13 protein-coding genes and 2 tRNA genes are annotated in these 15,018 nt (G+C 69.2%); 9 read left to right on the top strand and 6 right to left on the bottom strand.

Annotated elements, in window-relative coordinates; translation table 11 throughout:
* Window positions 1-361: 361 nt before the first annotated feature.
* From ACIBB8_RS31665 to ACIBB8_RS31655, 3 genes are all read left to right on the top strand, one after another.
* Entirely contained in the window at window positions 362-823 is a 462-nt protein-coding gene (locus tag ACIBB8_RS31665; protein WP_398957973.1) for a molybdenum cofactor biosynthesis protein MoaE, read from the top strand.
* Window positions 824-950: 127 nt separating this feature from the next.
* Window positions 951-1,121: a hypothetical protein gene (locus ACIBB8_RS31660; RefSeq protein WP_398957971.1), complete on the top strand. Its 171-nt coding sequence runs from the start codon at window positions 951-953 to the stop codon at window positions 1,119-1,121.
* A gap of 144 nt (window positions 1,122-1,265) precedes the next feature.
* Window positions 1,266-2,354 carry a PDZ domain-containing protein gene (locus ACIBB8_RS31655; protein ID WP_398957969.1) on the top strand — a complete coding sequence of 363 codons (1,089 nt, stop codon included), beginning with the start codon at window positions 1,266-1,268 and terminating at the stop codon, window positions 2,352-2,354.
* A 52-nt stretch (window positions 2,355-2,406) separates the two neighbouring features.
* Here ACIBB8_RS31655 and ACIBB8_RS31650 read toward each other — a convergent pair whose 3' ends face one another.
* Window positions 2,407-2,976: a PPA1309 family protein gene (locus ACIBB8_RS31650; RefSeq protein ID WP_398957967.1), complete on the bottom strand. Its 570-nt coding sequence runs from the start codon at window positions 2,974-2,976 to the stop codon at window positions 2,407-2,409.
* Between the two features lie 127 nt (window positions 2,977-3,103).
* Here ACIBB8_RS31650 and ACIBB8_RS31645 point away from each other — a divergent pair, with 127 nt between their 5' ends.
* The 4 genes from ACIBB8_RS31645 (at window position 3,104) to ACIBB8_RS31630 (ending at window position 8,735) form a co-directional block, all read left to right on the top strand.
* A complete protein-coding gene (locus tag ACIBB8_RS31645) occupies window positions 3,104-5,965 on the top strand; it encodes a UPF0182 family protein (protein WP_398957977.1) in 2,862 nt (953 codons plus the stop codon).
* Between the two features lie 54 nt (window positions 5,966-6,019).
* Window positions 6,020-6,093: transfer RNA gene (locus ACIBB8_RS31640), tRNA-Met, on the top strand.
* Window positions 6,094-6,306: 213 nt separating this feature from the next.
* Window positions 6,307-8,388: a sel1 repeat family protein gene (locus ACIBB8_RS31635; protein ID WP_398957965.1), complete on the top strand. Its 2,082-nt coding sequence runs from the start codon at window positions 6,307-6,309 to the stop codon at window positions 8,386-8,388.
* A 273-nt stretch (window positions 8,389-8,661) separates the two neighbouring features.
* Window positions 8,662-8,735: transfer RNA gene (locus ACIBB8_RS31630), tRNA-Met, on the top strand.
* A gap of 197 nt (window positions 8,736-8,932) precedes the next feature.
* Here ACIBB8_RS31630 and ACIBB8_RS31625 read toward each other — a convergent pair.
* Complete coding sequence (locus tag ACIBB8_RS31625) at window positions 8,933-9,352, bottom strand: Fur family transcriptional regulator (RefSeq protein WP_398957963.1); 420 nt, start codon at window positions 9,350-9,352, stop codon at window positions 8,933-8,935.
* A 150-nt stretch (window positions 9,353-9,502) separates the two neighbouring features.
* Here ACIBB8_RS31625 and ACIBB8_RS31620 point away from each other — a divergent pair, with 150 nt between their 5' ends.
* A complete protein-coding gene (locus ACIBB8_RS31620) occupies window positions 9,503-10,972 on the top strand; it encodes a catalase (RefSeq protein ID WP_398957961.1) in 1,470 nt (489 codons plus the stop codon).
* A gap of 78 nt (window positions 10,973-11,050) precedes the next feature.
* Here ACIBB8_RS31620 and ACIBB8_RS31615 read toward each other — a convergent pair whose 3' ends face one another.
* Together ACIBB8_RS31615 and hisN are read right to left on the bottom strand one after the other, a co-directional pair.
* On the bottom strand, window positions 11,051-11,452 hold the full coding sequence (locus ACIBB8_RS31615; protein WP_398957959.1) for a cyclic nucleotide-binding/CBS domain-containing protein: 402 nt from the start codon (window positions 11,450-11,452) through the stop codon (window positions 11,051-11,053).
* Between the two features lie 182 nt (window positions 11,453-11,634).
* Complete coding sequence (gene hisN / locus ACIBB8_RS31610) at window positions 11,635-12,471, bottom strand: histidinol-phosphatase (protein ID WP_398957957.1); 837 nt, start codon at window positions 12,469-12,471, stop codon at window positions 11,635-11,637.
* 122 nt (window positions 12,472-12,593) lie between these two features.
* Between hisN and ACIBB8_RS31605 the strand changes: the two genes are divergently transcribed.
* Window positions 12,594-13,202 carry a TetR/AcrR family transcriptional regulator gene (locus ACIBB8_RS31605; RefSeq protein WP_398957955.1) on the top strand — a complete coding sequence of 203 codons (609 nt, stop codon included), beginning with the start codon at window positions 12,594-12,596 and terminating at the stop codon, window positions 13,200-13,202.
* Between the two features lie 194 nt (window positions 13,203-13,396).
* On the opposite strand, the gene ACIBB8_RS31600 is transcribed toward ACIBB8_RS31605, so the two are convergent.
* The gene (locus ACIBB8_RS31600; protein ID WP_398957953.1) at window positions 13,397-13,720 is read right to left on the bottom strand and encodes a DMT family transporter; all 324 of its coding nucleotides are present in this window, start codon (window positions 13,718-13,720) and stop codon (window positions 13,397-13,399) included.
* A 278-nt stretch (window positions 13,721-13,998) separates the two neighbouring features.
* The gene (rsgA, locus tag ACIBB8_RS31595) at window positions 13,999-15,015 is read right to left on the bottom strand and encodes a ribosome small subunit-dependent GTPase A (RefSeq protein ID WP_366136877.1); all 1,017 of its coding nucleotides are present in this window, start codon (window positions 15,013-15,015) and stop codon (window positions 13,999-14,001) included.
* Window positions 15,016-15,018: the final 3 nt, after the last annotated feature.

The raw sequence follows: 15,018 nt of genomic DNA, 5'->3' as shown, positions 1-15,018 counted from the left end.
TGAGGCCGCTTCGGCGCCTTGCAGCTGCACGCACCAGACGCCGCTCGCTGATCCGGCCAAGACCTTCAGCACCCTCCTGGGGCGTGTTTCGAAAGTACCGCCTGCCAGGCGGCGTCCGGCACGCACGCTCGCTGCGTTGTCGGGCTCGCCCCGATACGCCCGGTATCGGGGCGACCCTCCGCCGTGCGATCGCACGCACCGGACGACGCTCCCCATGAGGCAGACTTCGCCGGTCACCGCACTGGGGTCTTTCGTTCGGATCATGCCGGGGCGGGTCTGTAGAAGGCTCCAAGGCTGTCGATGGTCCTCCGGTGGAAAGGGCTATTCCGCATTGTCGGCGCGGTACGGCACGATGGGCGGCATGGCACCCACCCACGACCACCCCGGTGAGCAGGCGGCACAGGACCCGATCCGACTGCTGGAGATCCGCGAGACACCGTTGTCGGTCGACGAGATCTTCCGCGCCGTCGGGGACGACGCCGCGGGCGGCACCGCGCTCTTCGTCGGCACGGTGCGCAATCACGACGGCGGGCAGGACGTCGGCGCGCTGGGCTACTCCTGCCATCCGTCGGCGCAGGACGAGATGCGCCGGGTGGCCGAGAAGGTCGCGGCCGATTTCCCGGTCCGGGCGCTGGCTGCAGTACACCGTGTGGGTGAACTGAAGGTGGGAGATCTGGCCGTCGTCGTCGCCGTCTCCTGCCCGCACCGCGCGGAGGCGTTCGCGGCGTGTCGCAAACTCATCGATGATCTCAAGCACGAGGTCCCGATCTGGAAACACCAGCGGTTTTCCGACGGCACGGAGGAGTGGGTCGGCGCCTGCTGAGCTCAAACCCAACCAGGGGTCATCAGCCCCGATTTGCGTAACCGCACCCCTGCCATGAGCGTTGGTTCTGCAGATGGCTAATCTGCTGATCGGCGGTTGCGGTCGCTCATGGGGTAGGGAGGTCGTCATGGCAGCACTTGCCTGGTTGCTGATTCCGCTTTTCGCTGCTCTCGGCGCTGCGATATGGGGGAGCTGGGCCGCCAGAAATCGCACGACCGGCGATGTCACCGAACTCGCCGGGTATGCCCGGTTCCGTGAGGCGATGGAGAAAACTCACTCCGGTTCCGACGCTGCCTGAGGCAGCACCGTACGTACGCAGTCGCCGATCCGCATCGCGGCGCCGCCTGCCCACGCCGATCGGCACAGCACCTCACCTGGCCCTCCGCCCCTTACGGACCGGCCCCGGCGGTGCACTGACAGACCCTTCCCGTACTGTCGTTCCATGCCACGCCGCACCGCGACGATGCTCGCCTCCACACTGATCCTCATCGCGCTGCTCTGCGCGGGCGTGCTGATGAAAGTGCCGTACTCGGAGATGTCTCCCGGTCCGACGGTGAACACGCTCGGCAAGGTCGGTGGAGAACCGGTCCTGCAGATCTCCGGGCACAAGACGTACAAGACATCCGGCAACCTCAATATGACGACGGTGCGGGTCACGGGTGCCGACTACAACATGAACCTCGTCGAGGCCGTCTACGGCTGGCTCGCCCACGACAGCGTCGTCGTCCCGCACGACACGCTGTATCCGAACGGCAAGACCGAGCAGCAGTCGACGCAGGAGAACGCCGAGGAGTTCAGCCAGTCCCAGGAGAGCGCCAAGGTCGCCGCCCTGACCGAGCTGGGCATCCCGGTGACCTCGCGTGTCGTGGTCTCCACGGTGATCAAGGGCAGCCCCGCGCAGGGCAAGCTGCACGCGGGCGACGTGATCAAGGCGGTCGACGGTACGGCGGTCAGGCAGCCCGAGGACGTCGCGACGCTCGTCACCAAGCACAAGCCCGGTGAGAACGTCACGTTCACGGTGATCCCGGCCAAGACGGCGGCCGCCGCCGAGAAGGCCGGCAAGGAGCCGCAGGGTTCCGAGAAGATCACCATCACGACGGCGAAGGCGCCCAAGGAGAACCGGGCGATCGTCGGCATCCAGGCCGGGACGGATCACACGTTCCCGTTCCGGATCGACATCAAGCTCGCCGATGTGGGCGGCCCGAGCGCCGGTCTGATGTTCTCCCTGGGCATCATCGACAAGCTCACGCCCGGCCAGCTGACCGGCGGCAAGTTCATCGCGGGCACCGGCACCATCGACGACCAGGGCAAGGTCGGCCCGATCGGCGGCATCAACATGAAGCTGGTCGGCGCGCGCAACGCAGGCGCCCGGTACTTCCTGACGCCGGACGACAACTGCAGGGCCGCCGCGTCCGACACCCCCAGCGGGCTCACGCTCGTGAAGGTCAAGACGATTGACGACGCGAAGAAGTCGCTGGAGAAGATCCGCACGGGGGACACGGCCGCTCTGCCGAGCTGCTCGGCAGGCTGACCGCGCCCCCATGGGGACGGCGGGCGCGATGCCACCCGCCGTGGCAGGAAGCTCAGGACTCGAACGTGGCGGCCAGCGCCTCGGCCAGCCCCGGTACCAGACCCGCGCCGGTCAGGACCTCGCTCGCGGAGTCCTTCTCCCGGAGCCGTACGGCGGACTCCCGCGCACCGTTGCGCAGGACGGCCACGGTCATCCGCACCTCCTGCCGGTCGGGGTGCCGGGCGACCCACTTCGTCAGCTGGGCGTCACTGAGCCCGTCCGGTACGGAGGCCTCGGCGGACGGCGGCAGCATCAGACGCTCCACCGTGATCGCGCATCCGGCCACGGCGTCGGGCCAGGCAATGGTGGCGAGGAACTCGTCCAGCGCCTTTCCGCGGGGGATCTCCTCCTGCTCGATCGGGGTGAGTGCGGCGGTCGTCGACTCCGGGCTGTCGAGACCGAGCTGGGCGGCGAGCCCCGGTTCCTGGGCGCGCAGCTTGGCGGTGTCGACGAGAGCGAAGAGCCGGGCGGGCTGGTCCCAGCCGAGGCCGGCCGCGTACTCGTCGATTTCGAGCACGGCGACGGTGAGGGGGCTTGCGGCCATCGGGGGGCCTGAGGGGGAAACGTTGGGCATGCCCAACATCCTGCCTCCTTCTGCCCCGGTAACGGGAACTAGGTAAAGCCTCAGTAAGTTGCATAGGTGGGCTCTACGATCGCTGGGCCCGTTTCACACGACCGCGAACTTCGAGGTGCGCACGTTGGCTTTCCAGATGCCGGACCGCGGCGGAGGCCCGACCGGGCCACGGACCAGAGTCGGCCGCCCGTCCCGGCGCGCCCGTACCCTGCTCATGACACTCGGCGTCCTGGCGATTCTCGCCATGGCGTTCGTCATGTTCGCCGGGTTCTGGACGGACTGGCTCTGGTATCGGTCGGTCGCATATTCGTCCGTCTTCACCACCACCCTGTGGACCAAGATCGGGCTGTTCCTCGTCTTCGGACTGCTGATGGCGATTGCTGTCGGCCTGAACATCTGGCTCGCGCACCGGCTCCGGCCGCCGCTGAGCGCGATGTCCCTGGAGCAGCAGAGCCTGGACCGCTACCGGATGAGCGTCGCCCCGTACAAGAGGTGGGTACTGCTCGCGGTCACCGCGCTCGTCGGGCTGATCGCCGGAGCGTCCGCATCGGGCCAGTGGCGCACGTGGTTGATGTACGTGAACGGCGTGGCGTTCGGGCAGAAGGACCCCCAGTTCCATCTGGACGTCTCCTTCTACGCCTTCGACCTTCCGTGGTATCGCTTCCTGCTGGGCTTCGGCTTCGCGGCCACGGTGCTCTCGCTGATTGCCGCCGCACTGACCCACTACCTGTACGGCGGGCTCCGCATCACCAGTCCCGGCGCGCGGGCGACCGGCGCGGCCACCGGCCATCTGTCGGTGCTGCTCGGCGTCTTCGTCTCGCTGAAGGCCGTGGCGTACTGGCTCGACCGGTATGGGCTGGCGGTGAAGTCCAGCGACTTCAAGGCGACGGAAAACTGGACGGGCCTGCGGTATGTCGACGCCAACGCCTATCTGCCGGCGAAGACGATCCTGTTCTGCATCGCCGCGATCTGCGCCGTGCTGTTCTTCGCGACGCTGTGGCGCCGCACCTGGCAGCTCCCGATGATCGGCTTCGGTCTGATGGTGCTCTCCGCGATCCTGATCGGCGGGCTGTACCCGGCGATCGTGCAGAAGTTCCAGGTCCAGCCGAACGAGCAGGCCAAGGAAGCCCCGTTCATCCGGAAGAACATCCAAGCGACGCGCGACGCGTATGACATCGACGACGCCAGGGTGACCGACTACTCGGGCAAGAGCACCACGACGGACGACGCGAAGCTGCGCGCGAGCGCGGACGACGCCGCGAGCTACCGGGTGATGGACCCCAACGTCGTCTCCCCGGCCTTCCAGCAGCTCCAGCAGAAGCGGAACTATTACCAGTTCCCCAAGACTCTGGACGTCGACCGCTACAAGGACGCCGCCGGCAAGGACCAGGACACGGTCATCGGTCTGCGCGAGCTCAACCTGGACGGCATCCCCAAGCGCAACTGGATCAACGACCACTTCACGTACACCCACGGCTACGGCGCCATCGCCGCGCGGGGCACCACGACGGGCAAGAACCCGAAGGGGTCCCCGGACTTCACCGAGTCGGGTCTGCCGACCACCGGCGAGCTCGGCACGTACCGGCAGCAGATCTACTACGGCGAAAAGACCGAGCAGTACTCCATCGTCGGCGGGCCCCAGAAGGAGCTCGATTACGAGGAGGACGGCGAGAAGACCACCAGCTACAAGGGCAACAGCGGAGTCAGCCTCTCCAACGCGTTCAACCGCGCCGCGTACGCGGTCTCGTTCAGCGAGCCGCAGATCCTCTACTCGGGGGCCATCGGCGAGGGCTCGCGGATCCTCTACAACCGCACGCCCAAGGAGCGCGTCGAGGCGGTCGCCCCGTGGTTGACCATCGACGGCGACGCGTACCCGGCGGTGGTGAACCACCGCATCCAGTGGGTCGTCGACGCGTACACCACCACCAACGGGTACCCGTACGCCTCGCGCACGACGCTCGGTGACACCACGGCCGACTCGCTGACCACCAATCAGCGCGCGGTCGTCGCCCAGCAGAACCAGGTCAACTACATCCGCAACTCGGTGAAGGCCACCGTCGACGCGTACGACGGCAAGGTCACGCTGTACGAGTGGGACACCAAGGACCCGGTCCTCAAGACCTGGCGCAAGGCGTTCCCCGGGACGGTGAAGCCGCGGGGCGACATCCCCCAGGACCTGATGGCCCACCTGCGGTACCCGCAGGACCTGTTCAAGGTGCAGCGCGAGCTGCTCACCCGCTACCACGTCACCAACCCCGCACAGTTCTACAGTGGCAGTGACGCGTGGCAGGTCCCGGACGACCCGACGAAAAAGGAGTCGGGCGCCGTCCCGCCGTACTACCTGAGCATAAAGATGCCGGACCAGCCGGCCCAGAAGTTCTCGCTGACCACCACGTTCACCCCGAAGGGGCGGCCCGACCTCGGGGCGTTCATGGCGGTGGACGCGGATGCAGCCAGCAAGGACTACGGCACCATACGGTTGCTCAGAGTCACCACGACGGTGAAGGGCCCCGGGCAGGTGCAGAGCGAGCTCAACGGCAACGATGATGTCGCCGAGTTCGTGAGAAACCTCAAGGGGACCGACTCCGACATCGAGTACGGCAACCTGCTGACGGTGCCGCTCGACGGGGGTTTCCTCTACATCGAGCCGGTCTACACGCGCGGTGGCACGCAGAACTACCCGCTGCTGCGCAAGGTGGCTGCCTCGTACGGTTCGAAGACCGTCTTCGAGAACAGCCTCGGTGAGGCGCTCAACGCGGTCTTCGGGGTGGAGGGCACCGAAACCACGCAGCCGCCGGGCGAGACCACGAAGCCACCTGCGACCACCGGCGACGCCGCGCTCAAGCAGGCGATCGCGGATGCGCAGAAGGCCTATGCGGATGGTGAGGCAGCCCTGAAGAAGCAGGACTGGACCGCCTACGGCAAGGCCCAGGCCGATCTGCAGGACGCGCTGAAGCGTGCGGCGGCGGCCGCGCCCAAGGCGGACAAGGGCAGCTGAGCAGCCGCCGGTAAAGCCCCACCTCCGCGTCGTGGTACGGTTTGAACACAACGACGCGGGGTGGAGCAGCTCGGTAGCTCGCTGGGCTCATAACCCAGAGGTCGCAGGTTCAAATCCTGTCCCCGCTACTGAAAGACGAAGGCCCGGATTCTTTCGAGGATCCGGGCCTTCGTCGTGCCGTGAAACCTTCCCCCTGTGGTGGGCGTGAAGTGCGGTTCGCAGGGCACAAGTTGGGTTCGGGCGTGTTTGACTTATCTCTCTGTGGGCATGTCGACAAAACGCTGAAGTGACCTCACTGGCCGCGGTATACCAGGTGTACGCGGGTTGCAGGTGGTGGGACGATGGTATTTATGGGGGACAGGGCAACTCTGTTGGAGACAGGGCGGTTTGTGCAGCGGCACGTCCATGGGATGGAAAACGTGACGGACGCGGCTTTTGTCGCTGACGCTGCGAGTAGCGCCGTGACCGTTGAGAACACCGAGACCGTGGAAGGCGTCGAGGTCGCGGGGGCGGCCGGGACCACGGGAGCCGCCGGGACCGTGGCGGCTTCCGGCGAAGCCGAGAGTACGGAGAGTGCCGAGACCGAAGCGCGGCACCGCCGCTCCGCCGACGCCGGGGACACCGCGTCCATGAGCGTCCTCGGCGCCCTGCTGCTGCGCCGTGGTGATCTGAACGGCGCCGAGCCCTATCTACGGGGAGCCACGGCCGACGGCGACCGGGCCGCCGCCAACAACCTGGGTGTTCTCCTCCACCAGCGGGGCTATGCCGACGAGGCGGCCGGCTGGTGGCGTATCGCCGCCGTCGCCGGTTCCGCCGCCGCCGCGCACGCCCTGGGCCGCCACTACCGCGAGCGCGGCGACGAGCCCGGCGCCGAGTACTGGCTGCGCCAGTCCGCCGAGCAGGGCCATGCGCTGGGCGCGTACGCCCTTGCCGACCTGCTGGAGCACCGCAGCGACGTCGGCGCTGAGCGCTGGTTGCGCGCCGCCGCCGAGCAGGGCCACCGCGAGGCTGCCTACCGCCTGGCACGCGCCCTGGAGCGGAGGGCCGCCGCCGACCCGCACGACGCGTTCGGCCGTCCCGGAGCGGACGCGGGGCTCGGGATGGGCATGGGGTCCGGTCCCGGCGCGGCCGGTGGTCCCGTGACCGGTACACGTAAGGCGGGTGGGACCGCCGCGCGCAAGGACGACGGACCCGTGGCCGGTTCCGCCATCGGGCAGGTCGGTGAGGCCGAGCAGTGGTACCGGCAGGCCGCCGCGCGCGGACACCGTCGCGCCGCCCTGCATCTCGGCGCCATCCTTGAACGGCGCGGCGAACTCAAGGAGGCCGGCCGCTGGTACCTCACCTCCGCCAAGGACGGCGAGGCACGGGCCGCCTGCGCGCTCGGATTCCTGCTGCGCGATGCGGGCGACGAGGAGAGCGCCGCGGTGTGGTGGCTGCGCGCCGCCCAGGACGGTGACGGCAACGCCGCCAACGCCCTGGGTGCCCTGCACGCCGCCCGCGGTGAGCAGCAGACCGCCGAGCGCTGGTACCGCGCCGCCATGGACGCGGGCGACGTCAACGGCGCGTACAACCTCGGACTCCTGTGTGCCGCCCAGGACCGTACGCCGCAGGCCGAGCAGTGGTACCGCCGTGCGGCATACGCCGGTCATCGCGAGGCCGCCAACGCGCTTGCCGTACTCCTGCTCCAGGCGGGGGACGCGACCGGTGCGGAGCCCTGGTTCTCCAAAGCCGCCGAGGCGGGCAGCGTCGACGCCGCCTTCAACCTCGGCATCCTGCACGCAGGGCGCGACGAGGACCGGGCGGCGCTCAGCTGGTACGAGCGGGCCGCCGCCGCCGGGCACACCGAGGCGGCGCTCCAGGTCGGCATGGCGCTGCTGCACCACGGCGAGGAGCAGGAGGCCGAGCGTCATCTTCGCTGCGCCGCGGGCGGCGGCAGCGCCGAGGCCGCCTTCCGGCTGGCCGGGGTGCTGGACTCGCGGCAGCCGCCGCCGGGACCGCCCGCGCTCGGCGAGCCGATGCCGGAGAAGACCGAGTGCGAGGAGTGGTACGAGCGGGCCGCCGAGCAGGGGCACCGCCGTGCCCAGGTGCGCGTCGGCATGCTCGCCGCAGCTCGCGGCGATGTGGGCAGCGCCGCCCGCTGGTACCGCGAGGCGGCCGAGGCGGGCAGCCGCAACGGGGCCTTCAACCTCGGGCTGCTCCTCGCCCGCGAGGGCAGCGAGCGCGAGGCCGCGTTGTGGTGGAGCCGCGCCGCGAACGACGGGCACGGGCGGGCCGCGCTGCGCCTCGCGCTGCTCGCCGCCCGCCGCGGCGAACTCGCCGAGGGGCAGCGCTGGTGCGCACGGGCGGTCGAGCTGGGCCCGGCGGAGGTCGCCGAGCGGGCAGCACGGCTGCGCGAGGCGCTGCACCAGGAGCTGACCGCGTAGGGGAGCGCACCACGGGCGCGGTACGGGGCGTGGCGCCGGCCCTGGCGTCCCACCCGTCCGAGCCGGTGCAGGGTCGCCGGACCTGCCGCACGGCACGGGGATGTGCCGGTGGGTCCAGCGCCCTGCTGCCGTCAGCCCGGTCAACCGCGATCCCTTCCCGAGCCCCCGGCTCCCTGTGCGGGCCGCTACGCCGAGTTTCCGCGGGCCGCCGCCCCACCCCGGGGGAACGGATTTGCGCTGGTCGGGGGCGTCACGTAAGGTTGTGTTCACCGACGCGGGGTGGAGCAGCTCGGTAGCTCGCTGGGCTCATAACCCAGAGGTCGCAGGTTCAAATCCTGTCCCCGCTACTCAAGGCAGAGGGCCGGATCCTTTTACAGGGATCCGGCCCTATGCTCATGTCCAAGGCCATCGCTCAGAGCGTGTGCCCCATCGCTTCCCGTACATCGCCCTTGCCGATCACGGGGTCCACCTTGTGATCTTCCGCTTCTTTGCCGGCGGCAACTGGAACCCGGGGTCTCGCTCGCACCAGGTTTCTCGCGGCGTCTCAGGCCGTTGCCGCGCAGTTCGGGCAGATGCCGCGGTACGTCACCTCGACATCGGAGACCGTGAAGCCGAAGCGCTCGTCGGCCGGCAGGTCCGCCAGTGGATCGCCCGCCGGGTGCACGTCACGGATGGTGCCGCACCGGGCGCAGACCAGGTGGTGGTGGGGGCGGTGCGCGTTCGGGTCGTACCGCTTCGCTCGGCGATCCGTGGAGACCTCGATGACCTCGCCCAGGGTCACCATCTCGCCGAGCGTGTTGTAGACGGTGGCGCGGGAGATCTCCGGCAGCCTGGCGACGGCCCGGGCGTGGACCTCGTCGGCCGTCAGGTGCACATGGTCCCCGTCGAGGACTTCGGCCACGACGCGCCGCTGCGCAGTCATGCGCCAGCCGCGTCCGCGGAGCCGTTCCAACAGGTCACTCATGGAAACAAGCCTAACAGTGAGGGGCCCTGGTCCCGAACGGGTGTGATTTTAGATGTTCACTTGACTTGGACTTAGTCCATTGTAGGATCGGGACCGGCATACGCCAAGGGGCAGGCTGTGCGGACATCAGGACATGACGGATGTGCAGGAATGACGCAGGAGGCGCACGTGACGCAGGGACCGCTCACCACGGAGGCCGGCGCGCCGGTCGCCGACAACCAGAACAGTCAGACCGCCGGCGTCGGCGGTCCGGTTCTGGTGCAGGACCAGTCGCTGCTCGAGAAGCTCGCGCATTTCAACCGCGAGCGCATTCCGGAGCGCGTCGTGCACGCCCGCGGCGCCGGTGCGTACGGCACGTTCACGCTGACCCGCGACGTCTCGCAGTGGACGCGGGCGAAGTTCCTCTCCGCGGTCGGCAAGCAGACCGAGACGTTCCTGCGCTTCTCCACCGTCGCGGGCAACCTCGGCTCCGCCGACGCGGTGCGTGACCCCCGCGGCTTCGCGCTGAAGTTCTACACCGAAGAGGGCAACTACGACCTCGTCGGCAACAACACCCCGGTGTTCTTCATCAAGGACGCCATCAAGTTCCCGGACTTCATCCACACCCAGAAGCGCGACCCCTACACCGGCTCGCAGGAGGCGGACAACGTCTGGGACTTCTGGGGTCTGTCGCCCGAGTCCACCCATCAGGTGACCTGGCTCTTCGGTGACCGCGGCATCCCGGCCACGCTGCGTCACATGAACGGGTACGGCTCGCACACCTACCAGTGGAACAACGAGGCCGGCGAGGTCTTCTGGGTCAAGTACCACTTCAAGACCGACCAGGGCATCAAGAACCTCACTCAGGCCGAGGCGAACAAGCTCGCCGGTGAGGACCCGGACAGTCACCAGCGCGATCTCCGCGAGGCGATCGAGCGCGGTGACTTCCCGTCCTGGACCGTGCAGGTCCAGATCATGCCCGCGTCCGAGGCGGCCGGCTACCGCTTCAACCCGTTCGACCTCACCAAGGTGTGGCCGCACGCGGACTACCCGCCGATCGAGATCGGGAAGCTGGAGCTCAACCGCAACCCGGAGAACATCTTTGCGGAGACCGAGCAGTCGATCTTCAGCCCCGCGCACTTCGTGCCGGGCATCGGGCCGTCCCCGGACAAGATGCTCCAGGGCCGCCTCTTCGCGTACGGCGACGCCCACCGGTACCGCGTCGGCATCAACGCCGACCACTTGCCGGTGAACCGTCCGCACGCCACCGAGGCGCGGACGAACAGCCGGGACGGCTACCTGTATGACGGCCGCCACAAGGGCGCGAAGAACTACGAGCCCAACAGCTTCGGCGGTCCGGTCCAGACCGACCGCCCGCTGTGGGAGCCCACCACGGTCACCGGTGAGGTCGGTACGCACGAAGCCCCGAGCCACGCCGAGGACAACGACTTCGTGCAGGCCGGAAACCTCTACCGGCTCTACTCCGAGGACGAGAAGGCGCGCCTGATCGACAACCTCGCCGGGTTCATCGCCAAGGTCTCGCGCGACGACATCGCCGAGCGCGCGATCAACAACTTCCGTCAGGCCGACGGCGACTTCGGCAAGCGACTCGAGGCGGCAGTCCAGGCCCTGCGTGCATAGGGCCCTCCCGGCCGACGATGGGCCTGTCCCTCTTCACCGAGGGGGACAGGCCCATCGGCCGTACGTACGTGAGGGCGCTCAGCCGACCAGCTCCGCCGGGTGGCGCCGGGCCGGTGCCCAGCAGCGGATGATGTCGCGGACCGAGACGATGCCGACAGGCCCGTGGTCGTCCAGCACGATCAGATGGCGGAATCCGCCGTGTGTCATGGCCTCCGCGGCCTCTTCCAGGGTCCAGCTGGGTGCGGCGAAGACCACATCGTTGGTGGTGTGGGTGGACGCGGTCTCGATATCGGGGTTCTGGCCGGAGCCGACCGAGTTCAGGATGTCGCGTTCGGTGAGGATGCCGATCCCGCTGGTGTCCCGGTCGAGGACAACTGCTGCCCCGATGCGGCGTGCCGACATCAGTCGGGCCGCCTGGCGGAGCGTATGGGTGGGGCCGATAGTGAGGACCATCGTGCTCATGGCGTCACGGACGAGCATGAAGGGAGCCACCTCCTTCGTGAAGCGACTGCGTGAGCCGATTCACAAGTTCACAAGTGGGGGGACTCTCAGCGTTGCATCCTTGAGGGAGTCCAACAAGGGGTGCGTGGGGATCATTCGAGGGGCGCGCAGTAGTGCACGACACTCCCCTCGGAGTCCTCGCGCCTCGTGACGGCCCGCAATCAGTAGCGCTGGTTGAGATACCCCAGCAGCTCGTGGTGGAGCAGGCCGTTCGAGGCCGCCGCGTTTCCGCCGCCCGGACCGGAGACTCCGTCCAGGCTGGTGAACCGGCCCCCCGCCTCCTGGACGATGATCGCGTTCGCCGCCATGTCCCAGAGCGAGAGCTCCGGCTCCGCACAGATGTCGACGGAACCCTCGGCGACCATCATGTACGGCCAGAAGTCGCCGTAGCCACGCGTACGCCAGCAGGCCCGCGTCAGGTCCATGAAGCCGTCGAGCCGGCCCTGCTCCTCCCAGCCGGTCATCGAGGAATAGGCGAACGAGGCGTCCGCGATCCGCTCGACCTTCGAGACGTGCAGCCGGGTCGCGGAGGTGAGGCTGCGGCCGGAGTACGCCCCTGCGCCCTTCGCCGCCCACCAGCGGCGGCCCAGCGCGGGCGCCGACACGAGGCCGACCACCGGCTGGAACCCTCCCCCACTCTCGGCTCCGCTCGAGCGGGAGGTGCCCCCTCCGCCCGCCTCCATCAGCGAGATCAGGGTCGCCCAGACCGGGACACCGCGGACGTAGTTCTTCGTGCCGTCGATCGGGTCGATCACCCAGCGGCGCGGACCGGTGCCCTCGATCCCGTACTCCTCGCCGAGGATCGCATCGCGCGGGCGTGCCCGATGGAGGTGGCCGCGGATCAGTTCCTCAGCGGCCTTGTCGGCCTCGCTCACCGGCGTCATGTCCGGCTTGGTCTCGACCTTGAGGTCCAGAGCCTTGAACCGGTCCATCGTCGCCGCGTCGGCGGCGTCCGCCAGCACGTGGGCGAGGCGCAGATCATCGTGGTAATCGGGCATGTCGTCACAGTATCGACCGCAGGTGAACAGGGCCACACGGCCCTGGAGGCTGCTCGAGGTCTTGACAGTGCCCAGTGGCGCGTCAACTCTGAACCGCAGAGTCCCTGGCGTGGGAGGCGACGATGCCGACAGCGCGCGAAGCATTGCTGGACGCCGCCTTCTCGGCGCTCACCACCCGGCCCTGGCCGACCGTGCGGATGGTCGATGTCGCCTCCGCCGCCGGAGTCTCCCGGCAGACCCTCTACAACGAGTTCGGCAGCAAGGACGGCCTGGCCCGGGCCCTGGTCCGGCGCGCTGCCGACGGCTATCTCGCAGGTGTCGAACGGGCGCTGGGATCGCCCGGCGGCACGGGGGACAGGCTGGCCGCGACCGCCGCCTGGACGGTGCGATCGGCCCGTACGAACGCCCTGGTCAGGGCGTTGCTCACGGGGTGCTGGAGCGAGCGATTACCCCGTCCCGTACGCCTGGCGGCGCCGGCTGGTTTGTCCATACCGGCGCAGCGGCGGGCTGATGCCGGACCGCCGACCCCCGTCGAACTGCTCGGTCTGGTGTGCGACCGCGCGGTGGCCGCGCTGGACGAGGGGCGCCCGCCGCGCGACTCGGCGGCACTGGCCACGACCTGCGAGGTCGCGATGCGGCTCGCGCTCTCGTACGCGGTCGCCGCGTCCGTCCTCCCCACGGACGCGGCGCCGCTGGTGCGCGAGGCGGTGCAGCGGTGGCCCGCGGCGTGACGGGCGGGCCACCGGCGCCCTGGAGCGCGAGCGCCGCCAGCGCGAGGTGCCGGCCGTGATCCGCTGGGCGCGACACGGCGGTACGAGCGGTTCGGGTCACGCTGCGCGGCGTACGCGGAACCGGGCGAGGGGGAGCGCTGCGCGCGCGAGGTGCCGGCCGTGAAAGCGGCTGCGCGCAGTGCCGCTTGGCACTGTCAGTGGGACGATCCCGACAGCTGCAGTCCGATCACACCCAGGATCACCAGCGAGATCGACACCAGCTTGAGGGTGGAGACCACATCGTCCAGGAAGACCATGCCGTAGATCGCGGTGCCCGCCGCACCAATGCCCGTCCAGACAGCGTAGGCGGGCCCCACGTCGAGCTTCTTCAAGGAGAGCGTCAGCAGACCGAAGCTGCCGAGCGCGAAGATGGCGAACGCGATGGTCGGCCAGAGCCGGGTGAACCCGTGGGACAGCTTCAGACAGACGGCGAAGCCGGTCTCCAGAAGTCCTGCGACCACGACCAGCAGCCACGCCATCGTCAGTGCCCTTCTACGTCGGTGACTGCGCCGTCCCGCTGAGCGCGATTATGCACTTACCGTCAGCGGCAGGTCGCAAACGTACCCGGATCAGGCCGACCGGCAAATGGGGGGTGGGAAAAGGAGCGGGGCTGGGTGCATGCAACTGCCGGAGGAGGGAGGCAACGCGAAGCGGGTCCCGCATGCCTTGAGGGCTATGGGGGAGTTGTTGACTGACGACAACGCCGCAGGTGTGCGTGCTCAGCCTCGCGGCGGCGCCTCCCATGTGCCGGTCGGTCTCAGTCGCCTTCGCGGCGCTCCCGGGTGGCCAGCAGCCGGTGCAGGGAGTCCAGCCGTGCCGGATCGGCGTGCCCGGCGGCGACCCAGGCGCCCAGCGCGCATTCCGGTTGGGTGGCGTCATGGGTGCAACCGCGGGGACAGTCCTCAGTGCCCGGCTCCAGGTCGGGGAACGCATGGATGACCCGCGAGGGGTCGATGTGGTTCAGCCCGAAGGAGCGCACCCCGGGGGTGTCGACCACCCAGCCGCGCCCGTCCGGCAGCGGCAGCGCGAGCGCCGAGGTGGTGGTGTGACGGCCGCGGCCCGTGACCGCGTTGACGACACCCGTGGTGCGCCGCCGGTCCTTCGGTACGAGGGCGTTGACCAAGGTGGTCTTCCCGACGCCGGAATGCCCGACGAAGGCGGTCACCCGGTCGTTCAGCAGCTCGCGCACCCGGTCCGCCGCGTCGCCGTTCTCCAGCTCCTCGCGGCTGGTGACGATGTACGGGACCCCCAGGGGGGTGTACGCCTCCAGGAGCTTGTCCGGCGATGCGAGGTCGGACTTGGTCAGGACCAGGAGCGGGGAGAGTCCGCCGTCGTACGCCGCCACCAGACAGCGGTCGATCATCCGCGGGCGGGGCTCCGGATCGGCCAGCGCGGTGACGATCGCCAGCTGGTCGGCGTTGGCGACGACCACCCGCTCGTACGGATCGTCGTCGTCCGCCGTCCGGCGTAGCACCGAGCGGCGCTCACCGATCCGGACGATGCGCGCGAGGGTGTCCTTGTCGCCGGACAGATCGCCGACGATCGAGACGGTGTCGCCGACCACCGCGGCCTTCCGGCCCAGTTCCCGGGCCTTCATCGCCACGACCGTACGGCCGTCGACGAGGCAGGTCAGGCGGCCGCGGTCCACGGTGAGGACCATGCCTTCCTCGGCGTCCTCGTGCCTGGGGCGGGTACGTGTACGAGGCCGGTTGCCCTTCGGGTTGGGGCGGAACCGGATGTCGTCCTCGTCGGGGTTCTTGCCGTAGCGACGCATGAT

The sequence above is a fragment of the Streptomyces sp. NPDC051286 genome (genome assembly GCF_044455345.1).
In the GTDB taxonomy this organism is placed as follows: Bacteria; Actinomycetota; Actinomycetes; order Streptomycetales; family Streptomycetaceae; genus Streptomyces.
This window is presented reverse-complemented; position numbering and strand designations above follow the sequence as displayed.

Bases quoted from the DNA above. Each gene is read 5' to 3' on its own strand.
- ACIBB8_RS31665 (WP_398957973.1), top strand. From the start codon at position 362: ATGGCACCCACCCACGACCACCCCGGTGAGCAGGCGGCACAGGACCCG.
- ACIBB8_RS31660 (WP_398957971.1), top strand. From the start codon at position 951: ATGGCAGCACTTGCCTGGTTGCTGATTCCGCTTTTCGCTGCTCTCGGC.
- ACIBB8_RS31655 (WP_398957969.1), top strand. From the start codon at position 1,266: ATGCCACGCCGCACCGCGACGATGCTCGCCTCCACACTGATCCTCATC.
- ACIBB8_RS31650 (WP_398957967.1), bottom strand. From the start codon at position 2,976: ATGTTGGGCATGCCCAACGTTTCCCCCTCAGGCCCCCCGATGGCCGCA.
- ACIBB8_RS31645 (WP_398957977.1), top strand. From the start codon at position 3,104: ATGCCGGACCGCGGCGGAGGCCCGACCGGGCCACGGACCAGAGTCGGC.
- ACIBB8_RS31635 (WP_398957965.1), top strand. From the start codon at position 6,307: ATGGTATTTATGGGGGACAGGGCAACTCTGTTGGAGACAGGGCGGTTT.
- ACIBB8_RS31625 (WP_398957963.1), bottom strand. From the start codon at position 9,352: ATGAGTGACCTGTTGGAACGGCTCCGCGGACGCGGCTGGCGCATGACT.
- ACIBB8_RS31620 (WP_398957961.1), top strand. From the start codon at position 9,503: ATGACGCAGGAGGCGCACGTGACGCAGGGACCGCTCACCACGGAGGCC.
- ACIBB8_RS31615 (WP_398957959.1), bottom strand. From the start codon at position 11,452: ATGCTCGTCCGTGACGCCATGAGCACGATGGTCCTCACTATCGGCCCC.
- hisN (WP_398957957.1), bottom strand. From the start codon at position 12,471: ATGCCCGATTACCACGATGATCTGCGCCTCGCCCACGTGCTGGCGGAC.
- ACIBB8_RS31605 (WP_398957955.1), top strand. From the start codon at position 12,594: ATGCCGACAGCGCGCGAAGCATTGCTGGACGCCGCCTTCTCGGCGCTC.
- ACIBB8_RS31600 (WP_398957953.1), bottom strand. From the start codon at position 13,720: ATGGCGTGGCTGCTGGTCGTGGTCGCAGGACTTCTGGAGACCGGCTTC.
- rsgA (WP_366136877.1), bottom strand. From the start codon at position 15,015: ATGCGTCGCTACGGCAAGAACCCCGACGAGGACGACATCCGGTTCCGC.